Origin of the sequence: Muricauda sp. SCSIO 64092, from assembly GCF_023016285.1 — a bacterium.
Taxonomy (GTDB): Bacteria; Bacteroidota; Bacteroidia; order Flavobacteriales; family Flavobacteriaceae; genus Croceivirga.
Window position 1 is genome coordinate 5,025,715 of sequence record NZ_CP095413.1, and the last position, 16,176, is coordinate 5,041,890.

Consider the following 16,176-nt stretch of genomic DNA (forward strand, 5'->3'; position numbering starts at 1 on the left):
TTTGTGATGGCATCTTCACATAGCTCGCAGCATTCTATCTCTAAATGGTCCGCGTGATGAGAGTAGGCATGAAAGCCGGATACCTTAAAGACTAATAAGGAGAGAAAAACCAGCGAATAAATGAGCTTAGATGCTCCCATAAGCTGCAAAGCTAACTTTTTTGAATACACCACTTATGTTAAGGAATTCATAATGTTTAACGAAAAAAGAATCCTAAACCCATGCGTTTTAACATCTTTTTTTCAAAATCCCAGAAAAAGCGAAACTGCCCAAAAAGCCACCCAAAAAGGACCAATAGTACTTGGTATATTGGTAGGATGATCAGAATTCGAATGGGCCAATAGATCCATCCACTGTGGGTTCCCCTGTCTATTCCAATGAAATGGGTCAAAGGTTCCGCAAATTTTGCAGAAACACTACCGGTTATGGCGAAAACAATAAAGATGGCAATCATCTCCCAACGCTGGTCAACCACCCAACGGTTTTCAAGCTTTTTGAAGCACCAAAGAAAAAACCTTACCATGATCCCATAAAAGACAGCAACAAGAAATAAGGTAATGGGCCATTCCCATAAGGTGTTGTTCAAACCAAACAAATGCAAAAAACGTCTGGAAAAGAGGTACGCCGTGAGCAAGACCAAAAAGGCTCCAAGGAAGGGAAATAAAAGCTGCCAATCTTTAGTGATCTGCCACCGAATTCTAATTTTTTCCATCCGTAAAAAATGATGGTAAAAATAAGGATTAAATTCTAGGTAAAAAGGGACCTAATTTTTGATTGGTAATGCTACTGAAAATGGACGAAATTATAGTTGACCTCTGAGCCATAATTTGTTTTACATAGTCCATAGGTAGTTCGAGTAACAGGGAATTCATTGGGGTTCTGGAAACCTTTGGTTCCATTCCAAAACCATACAGAACTCAAAAGGGAAACAAAAGGGTATCGATAGGAATAACTTCAAAACACAAAAAAGCCATTTGGAAAATCCCAAATGGCCCGTTAATTTCAGTTCCAGGACGATTTACTTCCCAAAAAGACCACCGAGCAATCCGCCCAGTCCCCCTTTTTTCTGTCCACCACTGTTTAGCACCATCCCGGCCAGATCATCCAGGACGCTCCCATCACCATCGGAATCCAGGAAGGTCTCTATAAGGGATTGTTGTTGATTGGCGGCGTTACCACCACCCATTAGGCCACCTAAAAGTCCATTCAGTCCATCCGGACTGCTGACGTTCTGTTGCCTTGTCTGTTTTCCTAAAAATCCTAGAAGGATGGGAGCGGCCACTCTTAGGATTTGCGATATGGAGCCTGCATCCAATCCGGACTTGGTACTCAAGGCGTTTTCAACTTGTGGTTGTTTGCTTCCTAAAATATGACCCAAGATTCCGGCACCATCATCCATAACATTTTGGTCAACACCACCACTGAACAAACCGCCTAAGTTGTTCAAAATACTACCATCATGCTTTGAAGAAAGTGCGTTCATGAGACCCTGGGCCCCTCCGGGGATCGAAGTATTCTTTTTCATGGCACCCATTAATAGGGGTAGTGCCATACTCAATACTCCTGCGGTTTTGTCTTCCGGTTGTCCCGTTTGTCCGGCTACACCACTAATGAGTTGTTTACCCATTGGGCTATCCAATAAATCCAATAATCCTGACATGTTTTTTAGTGTTTAGAATGAATGCTCAATGTACAAAACCGGGATGTAAATACCCTTTAAAAAAAGGACTTATTGCAAAATTGAAATGATCTGTTCCGCCAACTCAAGGCCAATGCGATCCTGTGCTTCTACTGTGGAGCCTCCAATATGGGGACTTAGGGATATTTTGGGATGCATCAAAATCCGTATTTCGGGCTTGGGTTCCGATTCAAAAACATCCAGTCCGGCAAATGCCACTTTTCCAGAATCCAGGGCCTCCATTAGGGCCATCTCATCCAAGACGCCTCCCCTGGCCGCATTGACAATGCCCGTTCCCGACTTCAGCTTTTGCAATTCTTCCTTTCCAATGACGTACCCATTGGTCTGTGGCACATGTATGGAAATAAAATCGGAACGTTGCAGTAACTCTTCCATAGGAATTCCCGAAAGTTTAAAGGTCATTTTTTGGCCATCAAAAAAATCCATGATGAATTCCCTTTCCTCGGGATGGTGGTCATGGAAAACCACGGTCATTCCCATTCCAATGGCCCTTTCCGCAACCGCTTGCCCAATTCGTCCAAATCCTATGATACCCAAGGTCTTCCCTTTTAACTCTATTCCTTTTTGATATAAATTTTTAAGATGCTTGAACTTGGTATCCCCATCCAACGGCATATTTCGGTTTGCATCTGCCAAAAATCGCACCCCATTGAGAAGATGGCCAATAACCAGTTCCGCAACGGATTCTGACGAAGCTGCGGGTGTATTGATGACCTGTATTCCCTTTGATTTGGCATAATCCACATCAATATTGTCCAGCCCAACACCTCCTCGACCGATCAACTTTAGACTTTCACAGTTTTCAATGATCTTTTTATCTACCTGGGTGGCACTTCTTACCAAAAGGACATCTATTTGGTTTTGATTGATGTAGTTTGCAAGTTGTTCCTGTGCCACTTTGGTTTCGCTAACATCGAAACCGGCTTCCTCTAATTTGCTTTTCCCTATTTGGGAAAGACCATCATTTGCAAGTATTCTCATTTTTAAACTTTCAATTTTAAATGTTAAGTTGACTGGTTTTTACAATTTTGGTTAATATTTTAATCAACTCTTCAATCTCATTTAGATATGAAGTTAAGTCATGCTCAATAAGGTTAGATTCATCTATTAGTCTTAACCAATATCTAGTTTCCCTAGCTTCTTTGGAAGCAATAGCCATTTTAGAGATGAAGTCTTTTTTTGATTGCCCTGCTCCGGCCTCACTGATATTTGCCCCTATACTAGTTGCAGATTTTAAGAGTTGATCAGCAAAAACAAACTCTTTATGGGCTCTAAGTATTTTTACCAAGGAAATAATCTGTATTGAAAATTTATAACTCTTATCCTCAACTATATTGGACATTTATAACCTAAAACTTAAAATTTATAATTTCAAATTGAGAACTACCCTTTACGTTCCAATTCGCTCATAATATCCACCAAGGCGCCCACACTTTCCAAGCTAAGGGCATTGTACATGGAAGCCCGATAACCCCCTACCGACCGATGTCCGTTAATACCATTGATACCAGCTTCTTTGCACATCTCGTCAAATGTTTCCTTTAAGGTATCGTCGGTGATGTTAAAGGTTGCGTTCATTGCGGAACGGTCATCCTTGGCCGCAAAACCGGAGAATACCGGGTTTAGGTCGATTTCCGAATAGATAAGGTTCGCTTTTTTGTCATTGATTTCCTCAATCGCAGCAATGCCCCCCAAATCCTTTAACCATTGTAGGGTCAACATGGAAACGTAAACCGCAAAAACTGGTGGGGTATTGAACATGCTATCCTTATTGATATGGACTTTGTAATCCAGCATGGAAGGTATTTTTCTGGATACTTTGCCCAGGGCGTCTTCTTTGACGACGACCAAAGTAGTGCCCGCAGGGCCCATATTTTTTTGTGCTCCGGCATAGATCAGGTCGAAATTGGAAAAATCCAGTTGACGTGAAAAAATATCCGAGCTCATATCACAGACCAGGGGAACATTGGTTTTTGGGAATTCCTTGATCTGTGTACCAAAAATGGTATTGTTTGAGGTAAGGTGGAGGTAATCCATGTCCCCCGGGATGGTATACCCCTTTGGAATATGGTTGAAATTATCCTCCTGTGAAGAGGCCACTTCCATAACCTCACCAAAGAGCCTGGCCTCTTTTATGGCCTTCAAGCTCCAGGTTCCGGTATTTACATAGCCGGCCCGTTTTTCCAGTAAATTGTAGGCCACATTCAGAAATTGACTACTGGCACCACCTTGCAGAAATAAGGCCTGGTATCCTTTGCCCTCCAGTCCCAAAAGCTCCAGGGCCAGGGAACGGGCCGTCTCCATAATTTCAACAAAGGCTTTGCTTCTATGGGAAATTTCTATTAAGGATAGCCCACTTCCATCCAGTTCTACAACGGCCTCTGAGGCTTTTTGCATTACTTCTTTTGGCAGAATGCACGGACCTGCACTAAAATTGTGTTTTTTCATGTAAATCTTCTTTGAAAAAAGGTCTTTTGAAATTGCTCGGCAAAGGTCCGAAAATTTTATGGATTCAATTCCCTTGGCGCATCTTCAAGTTGACATAGGAATTTCATGGTATCAATACCATCTGCATAATCGGACAATTTTGGGGATTGGGTTTGTCCAAAAGGAATTTCGGAATCCATAAATCCTTTGGAAACAATACATTGTATGGCCTCTGCCTCTGCCTCAAGTCTTTTTGCCAAGTTCTCCTTATCATCGTAATATTCAAAAAACAAAGTAGCAATGGGAGAACCGTAGTTGCTATCCTCCTTTAGGATGAGGAACCCATTATCAAGGATTTTACTATCGGACATTAAATACACCGCTTTATTGTAGTCATAATTATTGACATATTTATGGTGCTCCAGTACTGTTTTCCATGGGAATAGGGCATTAAAAAGTGCATCAAGGGGAAATCCCTTGGGTACAAAGAGTTTGGAAACACTGCGACATCCCAATCCAAAATACCTAAAAACATCATTCCCAAGCCCCTGGAGCTGCGTCTCGGTGGTATCATGGGTCAGGACGGCAACGGAGTTTCGGTTCCTACGGATAATGTGGGGATATTGGCCAAAATAATACGCAAAGTAACGGCCTGTATTGTTGCTGCCTGTGGCAATAACGGCATCGAAACCAATCATTTTACCTTCCGTAAATTCAATTTTGTCCTTTAAGTCAACATCATTTGCTATCAGGAATTCCCCAATAAAGGGCAATAAAACAGTGTCATTGGAAGATAATTTGGCCAAAACACGATTTCCGGACAGTAGAACACATAAAAAATCGTGAAATCCAACCAAAGGGATGTTCCCTGCCATTACAACAGCGATGGTTTTTGTATGCCCTCCGGTTTGCGGATATTGGGATTGCCAATCCAATAAATCTTTTTCATTTAGAAGTGTGCCCCAACTTTTTAGGACATATAGGAGGTTTTCTTTGGTGAACCAGGCATTTTGGATTGTTGCTTCGGACATGCAATTTTCCAGTTTTTTGGCCCATATGTCCGAATTGGTAGTATCACTTTCGAAAAATTTAGCAAATAAATCGCCCAGTTTAACAAAAGCCTGTAAATGTTTGGGGTAAGCCATGTTTATATTTGTAGACTACGTTTTTAGCACTTAATTTTGTGTAAAATTACGCATTGAAAAAGGAATCAGTATGGCAATCATTATAACAGACGAATGTATTAATTGTGGGGCCTGCGAGCCAGAGTGCCCAAATACCGCAATTTATGAAGGTGCCGATGAATGGCGCTACAGTGATGGAACTTCCTTGACAGGGGATGTCGTATTACCGGACGGCAAGGCAGTAAATGCGGATGAGGTCCAGGAACCCATAAGCGATGAGGTGTATTATATCGCTCCCGATAAATGTACCGAATGTATGGGCTTTCACGAAGAACCCCAATGTGCCGCAGTATGCCCCGTGGATTGCTGTGTGCCCGATGAGGACAGGGTGGAGACGGAAGAAGAACTTTTGGGCAAGCAAAAGTTCATGCACCCGGAGGGATAAGCTATAGCATTTTCGTTGCAATTTCCTTGAACAGTTTTGCACATACCATGGCGGTAACGCCATTACTATCCCTTTTGGGGTTGTATTCCACAATATCCGCCCCTAAAATGGGCACAGGTATCCTTTGAATAATTTCCAGGACCTCACGGGTCGATAACCCACCAGGTTCATGGTGGGAAACACCGGGGGCAAATGCTGGATCCAAAGCATCCATATCCATAGAGAGGTAAATAGACGTTTTGTATTTGGGTATTTCAAAAGTGGCCAAGTCGTTCATCCCAACAATGGTCACACCAAATTCAGAGGCATTTTTTCGTTGCTCCCCATTTAATGTCCTAATGCCAATCTGTGTGAGATGGCTACAAAGGTTTTCCTTCATGATATGGTAGAAAGGGCAGGCATGGGAGTACGGATCTCCTTCAAAATCCGGATATAGGTCGCTATGCGCATCGATATGGAGTATGGGAAATTGCCCATATGTTTTATGAAAAGCCCTTGGGTTGGCAACCGGTCCACCATCATTTCCGTAAATGGAGTGTTACGGAAGCATGGAAATCCATTTTTCCCGCTGGTCAAAATCCCGAGCTACGATTTTTGAAAAACCTTTTTACTTTTCCCGGTTATTACCACCGACCATTACAGAAGCGGAACAATCAATAATTCACATAGATCATTTTTGTTTCGTGACCCAGTCCCGGTTCGTTATGGTCCATGACACATATATAGGAGCCAACGGCATCCTACAGTTGCTCCGCACAGGGTGGTGACCTTTCCACACAGGGTGGCAATCCGTCCGCACAGGGTGGTGCCCCTCCCGCACAGGGTGGTGACCTTTCCGCGCAGGGCAAAAACAAACCCCCGCACCAAGGTGTGGCGTCCGCGCCGCGCGGAGACCCCAACCCAGTGCGCGGGCCAGTGATGACAAGGGTTTTGGTGAACTACCTACGTCGGTAGCGGCTTATATAGCCCTTGTAACGCTCGGGATCCTTCCTAAAGGCATATTTACCCGTTTCCCTAATCTCATCCATCGCTTCTTTTAAGTGCGTAAACGCACGATCACGTATGTCCTTGGCTTTGGAGTTGTCCAGTGTGGCACCATTGGCCCTGGCCAATAGTTCGGCCAGGCAATCCGACTTTTGTTCGGCAAGATCAAAGCGCGATAGGTCGTAATCAATGGCCCCGAACTCGGTAGGATTGGCCCTTCCCAGCACACCAATATCCATAAGGTCCTGGATCATGTCCGCATTGCCATCGCCCCCGGCGATCGAACGTACCCGTGCCAATAGATCCGGGCGTTTTCTGAACGCAAAGCGCATATCGGCCAACAGATCGTCCCTGAACGCATGGGCCTTGGGCGATTCTTCCTTCCAGGCCCTGGCAGCCTCTTCCCGGCCGTAACGTTCCTTGTTCCAAATGGCCTGCGCGTATCGGCACGCCCCGGTACGTACCGGTAGGTCCAATACATAATTGTCCCAATCCAATCCTATGCCGATCAGTACTTTTTTGTCCTCTTGCGCCCAGATAAACAGGTCCTCGGCTTCCTGTACCGTTACATCCACCGGTTGCGATGGTGCTTTTACCAATTCCTGTGGGAGGTTTTCCAATTCGGTCAATTTCGTTTTAAAATTTTCTTTGGACATCGTCTTGTTTATTTTATGGTTTATAATCAGGAGTTCAGAGTTCAGAGTTCAGAATTCAGGGTTTGAGCGCCGAGGGCCAAGCCTTTTGACGGGGTGCGAATAGTAACGGGGTAACGGGCCCCGCTCCGCAAAATTTTCAGTCCTCAGTATTCAGTCCTCAGTATTCAACCACCAACCAACCATCAACCACCAACCAACCATCAACCATTAATAATTCACATAGATCATTTTAGTTTCGTGGCCCAGCCCCGGTTCGTTGTAGTCTATCACACATACGTACGAGCCCACGGGCACCGTCCCGCCTTCATGGGTACCGTCCCAGGCATCGCCGAGTCCCCCATAATGGGCACTGAACAGCAGGCGCTGACTCAGGTCGTATATCTTTACTACGTTGTTCCTATAATGTTCAAGGCCCTCGATTACCAGGGTATCCCCAATGCCATCGCCGTTGGGGGAAAACCCCCTGTTGAAATCCGTAAGGGGTCCAAGTTCACAGTTCCCGGCCGCTTCAACGGTCACCAAAACGGTCGCCGTGTCCGAATTGTCGCCCTGTGCGGCGGTAAGGATGACCGTCACCGGGGCCCCCACATCATCACAGTCAAAGGTATCGATGTCCAGGCTTAAGTTCGGGGTACCGCCACAGCCATAACTGGAACCATTGTCCACCATATCGGGCGAAATGGTGGCCTGCCCGTTGGCATCCAGCTGCACCGTGATATCCTTTGCCATGGCCACCAGGTTGTCCAAAGGCTCTTCCAAGGTCACGGTCTGCTGACAGGAAGCGGTATTCCCGCTACCATCGCTCACCATCCAGGTCACGGTGGTTGTCCCGATGCCGAATGCATAGCTATCGGGGTCTATGTCAACACCGTTTACCTGGGCGACGACAGCAGCAACCGAACAGTTGTCCTCGGCAATAGGGCTGCCAAGGGCAACGGTGGTGGTACAGTCATCGGCACCATTGTCAGCGGCATTGGCCACCACATCGGCGGGACAGGCGATGGTCGGGGCAATGGCATCCACAACAGCTACAATGACCTGCGTGGCCGCTTGATTGGGCAAGCCCGTAGTGTTGCTTTCCGATACATTGGCCGGTACATCTATGGTGATGGAGGCACCATCACAGAGCGATGTGGGTTCAAGGGTGGCGGTATAGATCGGTCCACTGCCCGTAAGGGCGCTTACCGTGGCATGGGTCACTTGAATATCCTCTAGGTCAAAACCCGTGACCTCGCCATCAAATGTAATGTCGACCGTAAAGGTCCCAAGATCACCAACACTTTGTGGGGCACCAATGGTGGGCAGGGGAAGGTCACTGCCATCCGATATGGATTTGAAGCCCTTCCACCCATTATCCAAATAGGCCTGTACCCTTCCCGGGGGCACTATAAGGTGTATTTGGCCACGAAGATTGGTATCGTTATCGTAAAAACCTCCAAAGGCATCCGCATCGAGCGCAGGTGGGTCGTCGGCCTCCACCGTCATCATGCCAAGGTACGGATTATCCCCAAAGGCCCATCGGCCAACACTGGCAATGCTGTTGGGAATGATCACACTGGACAGATCGTTGTTTTGAAAAGTATTGTCCCCGATATCGGTGACACCATCGGGTATGACCACATGGGATAACCGGTTGTTATGAAAAGCACTGTGCCCAATACGGGTCACGCCATCGGGTATGGCCACCTCGGTCAATTTGTTGTTTTGAAAAGTATTGTCCCCAATACTGGTCACGCCATCCGGTATGGTCACATGGGTCAATTTGTTGTTATGAAAAGTACTGTGCCCAATACTGGTCACGCTGTTGGGAATGATCACACTGGACAGATCGTTGTTTTGAAAAGCACTGTGTCCAATACTGATAGCACCATCGGGTATGGTCATACTGGTCAATTGGTTATCCCGAAAAGCACTGTGCCCAATACCGGTGACACCGTCGGGCATGGTTACACTGGTCAATTGGTTATCCTGAAAAGCACTGTGCTCAATACTGGTCAAACCGTCGGGCATGGTCACACTCGTCAATCCCTTCCCCAGGAAAGCCCTATTTCCAATAGCGGTAACGTTAAAGGTTCTAATGCCATCATCCGCCGTTGGGGGGATGGTCACCTCTGTTGCCGTACCGATATAGGCCACGACCTTGACTTCGGTCGAAGAAATGATTCCGTATATGATGCCATCAACGGTAAAGGTCTTGATGGTGATGGATCTGAATCCCGTCCACTGCTCGTCGTCCAAATAAGCTTGTCTCCTCCCTGGGGGCACTATCAAATCTGTTTGAGAACGGTCTCCTTCTAAAGCATTTGCAGCCAGCGATGGAGGATCGTTCGCCTTTACAAAAATTGTATGAATATTTGAGCTACCATCAAAAGCCCAAACATCAATACTATTTACACTGGCCGGTATGGTCATCTTGATCAATTCGTTTTGTGAAAAAGCACTGTTCCCGATACTGGTCACCCCATCGGGTATGGTCACCCTGGTCAATTTGTTGTTCTTGAAAACACCCTCTTCGAGACTGGTGAGATCGCTTGACGTACTGAAAGTAACCTCGGTCAATTTATTTGCTTGAAAGGCATCTCGTCCAATGCTGGTCACAGTGTTTGGAATGGTCACCTGGGTCAATTGGCAACGTAAAAAAGCCTTCACTCCGATACTGGTCACACCATCGGGTATGGTCACCCTGGTCAATCCTTTGTCCATAAAAACTTGGTAACCAATAGCGGTCACCGTATAGGTTTCGCTATTGTCATTGACCGTTTTGGGAATTTCCACTTCTAATGCTGAACCGGTATGGGCTATGACCTCTACTTCAGTGGGAGAGATAATTCCGTATCTGATATCACTATCGGTAAAGACACCATGGGTAATGAACTTGAAACTGGTCCAGCCATTGGCGGGCTCTTCATAAGCAGCTCTGGCACCAAAGGGTATCACCAAGGCTTTATTATAAGGTGTTAAAGAAAATGCGCTTTCATGCACCCCCGGTGGATTGTCGGCCTCTAGCATTACCAAGTCAAGGCTTCGGTTTCCATAAAAGGCTTGATCGCCTATACTATTCACACTGGCCGGTATAGTCACCTCAGTTAATTTGTTTTGGGCAAAGGCCCATTTCGTAATATGGGCAATACTATTCGGTATGGTCACTTCGGTTAAATCGTTGATTCCAAAAGCCCGTTGCCCTAGACTGGTCACACTTTCCGGAATGACAATACTGGTCAATTGGTTATTGTAAAATGCATCTTCCCCAATGCTGGTAACATTGCTTGGCAGGTCGAAAGTAACCTTGGTCACTGGCCCTCTGGTTTGTGGACTTAAATACTGAATATAAAAAGCAAAATCGCCAATAGCCGTCACCTTATAGTCAGTAGGGCCATATTTGATCGTTTTGGGGATGATCACCTCTGTTACGTTACCGGTATAGTCTATCACCGCTACCTCATTAGTAAGATTTAGAGTAGTAATTTGGTATATGATATCATCGACAGTGAACGTATTCTCGACCGCTGCAATTTCCGTAATGGATTTGAAGTCTGTCCACCCATTGGTTAGGTGTTTATACGCATCCAGGGTACCCCTGGGCACTACCAAGTCTATGTTTTCATGATTTTTGCCTTGATTCGCAAAGGCAGTTGGATCGAGCTCCGGTGGATCGTTGGCCTTCACCGTCACCACGTCGATTGGGTTAGTGCTTCCAAGTCCAAGAAAGGCCTGGTGCCCTATGCTTACCACATTGGACGGTATGGTTACCTCGGTCAATTGGTTTTGGGCAAAGGCCCATTTCGTAATATGGGTAATACTATTCGGTATGGTCACTTCGGTTAAGTCGTTGGTTCCAAAAGCCCGTTGCCCTAGACTGGTCACATTTTCCGGAATGACAATACTGGTCAATTGGTTATTGTAAAATGCATCTTCCCCAATACTGGTGACACCATCGGGTATGGTCACCTCGGTCAACCCCTTTCCCGGGAAAGCGCTGTTTCCAATAGCGGTAACGTCAAAGGTCCTAGTGCCATCATGCGCCGTTGGCGGGATGGCCACCTCTGTTGCCGTGCCGGTATAGCCCAAGACCTCCACTTCGGTCGGAGAAATGATTCCGTATCTGATGCCATCAACGGCAAAGGTCTTGATGGTGATGGATTTGAACCCCGTCCACTGCTCGTTATCCAAATAGGCCTGTCTCCTCCCTGCGGGCACTATCAGATCTATTTGGCCACGGCCCGGATGTTGAAAGGCATCCGCATCGAGCGCAGGTGGATCGTCGGCCTCTATCGTCACCTCGGTCAATTCGTTATAGGCAAAGGCATGACTCCCAATACTGGTCACACTACCCGGTATGGTCACCTCTTCCAATTGGTTGTTTCGAAAAGCTCTACTCCCAATACTGGTGAGCTTGCTCGGCGTGCCCGGGGTGTCGGTGAAAGTGACACTGTCCAATTGGTTATCGGCAAAGGCCCGATTTCCAATACTGGTCACACTGTTGGGTATGGCCACCTCTTCCAATTGGTTGTTTTGAAAAGCCCTGCTCCCAATACTGGTGAGCTTGCTCGGCGTGCCCGGGGTGTCGGTGAAAGTGACACTGTCCAATTGGTTACCGGCAAAGGCCCAATTTCCAATACTGGTCACACTGTTGGGCATGGCCACCTCTTCCAATTGGTTGTTTTGAAAAGCACTCTCCCCAATACTGGTCACACTGTTGGGTATGGCCACCTCGGTCAATTGGTTGTCTCTAAAAGCCCAACCTCCAATACTGATCACACTGTTGGGTATGGCCACCTCTTCCAATTGGTTGTTTTGAAAAGCACTACTCCCAATACTGATGAGCTTGCTCGGCGTGCCCGGGGTGTCGGTGAAAGTGACACTGTCCAATTGGTTATCGGCAAAAGCCCAATCCCCAATACTGGTCACACTGTTGGGTATGGCCACCTCTTCCAATTGGTTGTTATGAAAAGCACTCTCCCCAATACTGGTCACACTGTTGGGTATGGCCACCTCTTCCAATTGGTTGTTATGAAAAGCACTACTCCCAATACTGATGAGCTTGCTCGGCGTGCCCGGGGTGTCGGTGAAAGTGACACTGTCCAATTGGTTATCGGTAAAAGCCCAATTTCCAATACTGGTCACACTGTTGGGTATGGCCACCTCTTCCAATTGGTTGTTATGAAAAGCACTCTCCCCAATACTGATGAGCTTGCTCGGCGTGCCCGGGGTGTCGGTGAAAGTGACCTTGGTCAATTGCTGATTATCAAAAGCCTGCTTGCGAATGGCGGTCACATCGTAATCGGTGCCGTTGTGGTTGACCGTTACGGGTATGGTCACCTCTGTTCCCAAACCGGCATCACGGCCTATGACCTGGACCTGGGGAGGGGTCGAAGTTGAAGATGTGATTTCATAATAGTAGCCCCCAGCACCAAAAATCTGGCTTTGGCCATGACCGTTAAAGCCCGCCAATGCCATAAGGATGGCGGATAAGATAAATTGTAGTCGTCTTTCCATAATGACTTTTTTTAACTTTTGAATATTATAAATCTAGAAATTTCGCATACAAGGAAAAACATCCAAAAATTAGTGACGAACCCTTTTAAATGTGGGATGTTATATACCATTTTTGGGACAATGGGAATCCAGCGATCCCCTTGGATCGGTCCTGGCCGATATGGGCACTTTTTATCGTCGGTCTTGTACTAAAATCCCATCTTTGTTTCTAACGGATGAAAGGGACGAATGCTTTGACCAGGAACCCTACGATGAACGGTATGCCCTGGAACTAACCAATACCTGGATGGACAGCCATCGTTCTCTGCTGAACAGGTTCGATACAACCACTGAAAATTGGAAAGGGTTCAACTATTTATGATTCAAGGTCACAGCACTTAAAAAATTCGCCAAAAAGAAAATTGAAAAAGTTTAAATCACTTCGATTTCAAAATAATCGGTAATGCCAAAGTCGCCTTTATCAAGAAGTAGCGCACTGGAAACCAATGTTCCATTTTCCGCATAATAGTTGGCGGATGGCGAGTGGTAGGCTTCCCTGATCAATGGTGGGGCAAGGGAAGGCCCTTTTAGAAAGGAGGATTTTTCATCGTATGGGATTCCTTGTACCACTATTTTTGACATGACCTAAATATACCAAAATCCTAAAGTTCCTTGCTAAGTGAAAGCTGAAATGGTATCTTGCCGTGCATGTCAAAAAAAGAAGCCGAATATACCGGAATTTGGATGAAACTGGGCTGTTTTCTATCGGCATTGGCCATTTTGGGAATCATCACCATTATTGTTCTTTTTGCATTTAATTTGATACGGGGATTCTAGGTTTTCCGTAAAACTTCACCCTATATTTGCAGCCGTTTTAGGATATGGGACGTTAGCAGCAAGAACTTCACGGATAGGCTATTGGAATCAGACCCAATTTTGGACTTTGATTGCGCCGACCACCACAGTTTGAACCTTCTAACATCCTAAATCTTACACTCTAAAATCAATTGTATGAAAGCTGGTATTGTAGGATTGCCCAATGTAGGAAAATCAACACTATTCAATTGTTTGTCCAATGCAAAGGCGCAAAGTGCCAATTTCCCTTTTTGTACCATTGAACCCAATATTGGTGTGGTCAATGTTCCCGATAGGCGATTGGAAAAGCTTGAGGCGTTGGTCAACCCACAACAGGTCATCCCTGCTACTGTGGAAATTGTTGATATTGCCGGTTTGGTGAAAGGGGCTAGTAAGGGGGAAGGTCTGGGAAACCAGTTTTTGGGAAACATCCGGGAAACCGATGCCATTCTCCATGTGCTACGCTGTTTTGATAATGATAATGTGGTTCATGTGGATGGTTCCGTGGACCCCATACGGGACAAGGAAACCATTGATATGGAATTGCAACTAAAAGATTTGGAGAGCGTTGAAAAAAAACTGGATAAGGTAAAGCGTGCCGCCAAAACCGGGAACAAAGATGCCCAGAAGGAAGCCGAGGTTCTAAACACCCTTAAAATGGGGCTGGAATCCGGGCAGTCCGTTAGGGCCATTGCCGTTGGGGATGAAGGGTATGTGGAATTCGTAAAACCATTGCAATTGATCACGGATAAACCGGTGATGTATATCTGTAATGTGGATGAGGCTGCGGCAACCACGGGCAATGCTTATGTAAAACAGGTCCAGGAAGCCGTAAAGGATGAAAACGCGGAAGTGATTTTTCTGGCCGTCGGTACTGAGGCGGATATTGCGGAATTGGAAGATTATGAAGAACGCCAGTTGTTTTTGGAAGATTTAGGGCTCTCGGAACCGGGTTCCGCAAAGCTGATTCGAGGGGCGTACAAACTATTGCGTTTGGAAACCTATTTCACGGCCGGGGAAAAGGAGGTTAGGGCCTGGACCATTAAAAAGGGGGCTACGGCACCCCAAGCGGCGGGCGTCATCCATACCGATTTTGAAAAAGGATTTATTCGGGCCGAGGTCATCATCTATGAGGATTACGTGAATTATGGAAGTGAGGCCAAAGTCAAGGAAGCCGGGAAAATACGCGTGGAAGGAAAAGAATATGTGGTGCAAGACGGTGATGTAATGCACTTTAGGTTCAACGTGTAATACCTGAACATAGTAATTCGTTCAAAGGGAATCCATCGACCATACTAAAGATGGATAGCTTTGATCCATGGCCAACAAAAATGACTTTAAAGGCTGGGGAATCCTTTTTGGTATTTTGGGGGTAGTGCTGTTTTCCACTAAAGCGATTCTGGTTAAGTTGGCCTATCGGTATGAAGTGGATACCTTGGAATTGTTGCTTTTTAGGATGCTCTTTTCCTTCCCCTTTTACCTGATCATTCTTTTTTTAACAAAGAACTCATTTAAACTTTTTCAAATAGCTAAAAAATTGTCCTTCTGCACCCATTTTTCGTCTTTTTTTTCTTCCGTAGCCCAGCTATGCAACTCAAAAAAGCCTTCAACTGGGTACAGAATCCCTAATTTTCGTCTTATTCCAAAAAGTTTAAATGAGTTCAAGGAAAAGGGGATTGTCCAACCCCAAAAAAGGGATTTTCTTTGGGTGCTCTTATTTGGGTTTTTAGGGTACTATCTGGCCAGTTATTTCGATTTTTTGGGATTGAATTATATCAAAGCCGGATTGGAACGGATCATTTTGTTTGTGTACCCGACCATTGTGGTCCTTTTGGGCTTTCTGTTTTTTAAACGCAGCATTACCAAACCCCAAGCCCTGGCCATTGGAATTACCTATCTTGGCATTTTGATCATATTTTGGAATGAAGTGGACATTTCGGGAAGTAAGACCCTTTGGGGAGGCTTTTTGGTCCTGCTGAGTGCCATTGCCTACGCTGCGTACCTGGTGGGCAGTGGATGGCTGATCCCAAAATATGGGGTGCTCCGTTTTACGTGCTATGCCATGTTGGTTTCCACTTTTTGTGTAGTTGTCCATTATGCGTTGCAAGGGAACTGGAAGTTGTGGAACTTTCCAATGCCCGTCTATGGGTACAGTATCATGATGGCCATATTCTCCACACTCCTTCCCTCATTTTTGGTCTCTGCTTCCATTAAGCGATTGGGGGCGTCCAATTTTTCCATTTTAGGGAGCCTGGGACCGGTTTCCACCATACTTTTGGCCTACGCGTTTTTGGGAGAAGAACTTACCTACCTACAGCTTTCCGGTATGATGGTCGTCATTTTTGGGGTGACTTTTCTCTCATTACCGGGAAAGCGAGAGTAAAAGCGTGCTGCTATCAACAATCCCATTCCGATTATTGTTGATTACTTTCCCCCTGCTACATTTTGATTTTTGGCCCGAAACTTTATATTAGACAAATCGAAGCTAAAGCTTCAGTTGCTAGTTGATGG

The 16,176-nt window shown here is 45.8% G+C and carries 15 protein-coding genes; 5 read left to right on the plus strand and 10 right to left on the minus strand.

Annotated elements, in window-relative coordinates; translation table 11 throughout:
• Positions 1-196: 196 nt before the first annotated feature.
• From L0P88_RS20840 to L0P88_RS20865, 6 genes are all read right to left on the minus strand, one after another.
• A complete protein-coding gene (locus L0P88_RS20840; protein ID WP_247131810.1) occupies positions 197-712 on the minus strand; it encodes a DUF6787 family protein in 516 nt (171 codons plus the stop codon).
• A 306-nt stretch (positions 713-1,018) separates the two neighbouring features.
• Entirely contained in the window at positions 1,019-1,660 is a 642-nt protein-coding gene (locus L0P88_RS20845; RefSeq protein WP_247131811.1) for a DUF937 domain-containing protein, read from the minus strand.
• A 69-nt stretch (positions 1,661-1,729) separates the two neighbouring features.
• On the minus strand, positions 1,730-2,680 hold the full coding sequence (locus tag L0P88_RS20850; RefSeq protein ID WP_247131812.1) for a D-2-hydroxyacid dehydrogenase: 951 nt from the start codon (positions 2,678-2,680) through the stop codon (positions 1,730-1,732).
• 16 nt (positions 2,681-2,696) lie between these two features.
• On the minus strand, positions 2,697-3,041 hold the full coding sequence (locus L0P88_RS20855; RefSeq protein ID WP_247131813.1) for a four helix bundle protein: 345 nt from the start codon (positions 3,039-3,041) through the stop codon (positions 2,697-2,699).
• Between the two features lie 41 nt (positions 3,042-3,082).
• Positions 3,083-4,147, minus strand: a complete 1,065-nt coding sequence (gene serC, locus L0P88_RS20860; RefSeq protein ID WP_247131814.1) for a 3-phosphoserine/phosphohydroxythreonine transaminase — start codon at positions 4,145-4,147, stop codon at positions 3,083-3,085.
• A gap of 56 nt (positions 4,148-4,203) precedes the next feature.
• Positions 4,204-5,271: an acyl-CoA reductase gene (locus L0P88_RS20865; RefSeq protein WP_247131815.1), complete on the minus strand. Its 1,068-nt coding sequence runs from the start codon at positions 5,269-5,271 to the stop codon at positions 4,204-4,206.
• Between the two features lie 70 nt (positions 5,272-5,341).
• Here L0P88_RS20865 and L0P88_RS20870 point away from each other — a divergent pair, with 70 nt between their 5' ends.
• Entirely contained in the window at positions 5,342-5,695 is a 354-nt protein-coding gene (locus L0P88_RS20870) for a 4Fe-4S dicluster domain-containing protein (RefSeq protein ID WP_247131816.1), read from the plus strand.
• A 1-nt stretch (position 5,696) separates the two neighbouring features.
• Here the strand turns inward: L0P88_RS20870 and L0P88_RS20875 are convergent, their stop codons facing one another.
• From L0P88_RS20875 to L0P88_RS20885, 3 genes are all read right to left on the minus strand, one after another.
• Positions 5,697-6,227, minus strand: coding sequence for an arginase family protein (locus L0P88_RS20875; protein WP_281499749.1), 531 nt, complete (start codon positions 6,225-6,227; stop codon positions 5,697-5,699).
• Between the two features lie 406 nt (positions 6,228-6,633).
• Complete coding sequence (locus L0P88_RS20880; RefSeq protein WP_247131817.1) at positions 6,634-7,335, minus strand: hypothetical protein; 702 nt, start codon at positions 7,333-7,335, stop codon at positions 6,634-6,636.
• Positions 7,336-7,542: 207 nt separating this feature from the next.
• Positions 7,543-12,831 carry a leucine-rich repeat protein gene (locus L0P88_RS20885; RefSeq protein ID WP_247131818.1) on the minus strand — a complete coding sequence of 1,763 codons (5,289 nt, stop codon included), beginning with the start codon at positions 12,829-12,831 and terminating at the stop codon, positions 7,543-7,545.
• 91 nt (positions 12,832-12,922) lie between these two features.
• On the opposite strand from L0P88_RS20885, the gene L0P88_RS20890 reads away from it, so the two are divergent.
• A complete protein-coding gene (locus tag L0P88_RS20890) occupies positions 12,923-13,192 on the plus strand; it encodes a hypothetical protein (protein WP_247131819.1) in 270 nt (89 codons plus the stop codon).
• 50 nt (positions 13,193-13,242) lie between these two features.
• Here L0P88_RS20890 and L0P88_RS20895 read toward each other — a convergent pair whose 3' ends face one another.
• Positions 13,243-13,452 carry a hypothetical protein gene (locus tag L0P88_RS20895; RefSeq protein WP_247131820.1) on the minus strand — a complete coding sequence of 70 codons (210 nt, stop codon included), beginning with the start codon at positions 13,450-13,452 and terminating at the stop codon, positions 13,243-13,245.
• A gap of 66 nt (positions 13,453-13,518) precedes the next feature.
• On the opposite strand from L0P88_RS20895, the gene L0P88_RS24015 reads away from it, so the two are divergent.
• From L0P88_RS24015 to L0P88_RS20905, 3 genes are all read left to right on the plus strand, one after another.
• Positions 13,519-13,647, plus strand: coding sequence for a hypothetical protein (locus L0P88_RS24015; protein ID WP_281499697.1), 129 nt, complete (start codon positions 13,519-13,521; stop codon positions 13,645-13,647).
• A gap of 174 nt (positions 13,648-13,821) precedes the next feature.
• On the plus strand, positions 13,822-14,916 hold the full coding sequence (ychF, locus tag L0P88_RS20900) for a redox-regulated ATPase YchF (protein WP_247131821.1): 1,095 nt from the start codon (positions 13,822-13,824) through the stop codon (positions 14,914-14,916).
• Between the two features lie 67 nt (positions 14,917-14,983).
• Positions 14,984-16,048: a DMT family transporter gene (locus L0P88_RS20905; RefSeq protein ID WP_247131822.1), complete on the plus strand. Its 1,065-nt coding sequence runs from the start codon at positions 14,984-14,986 to the stop codon at positions 16,046-16,048.
• The last annotated feature ends 128 nt before the right edge of the window (positions 16,049-16,176 follow it).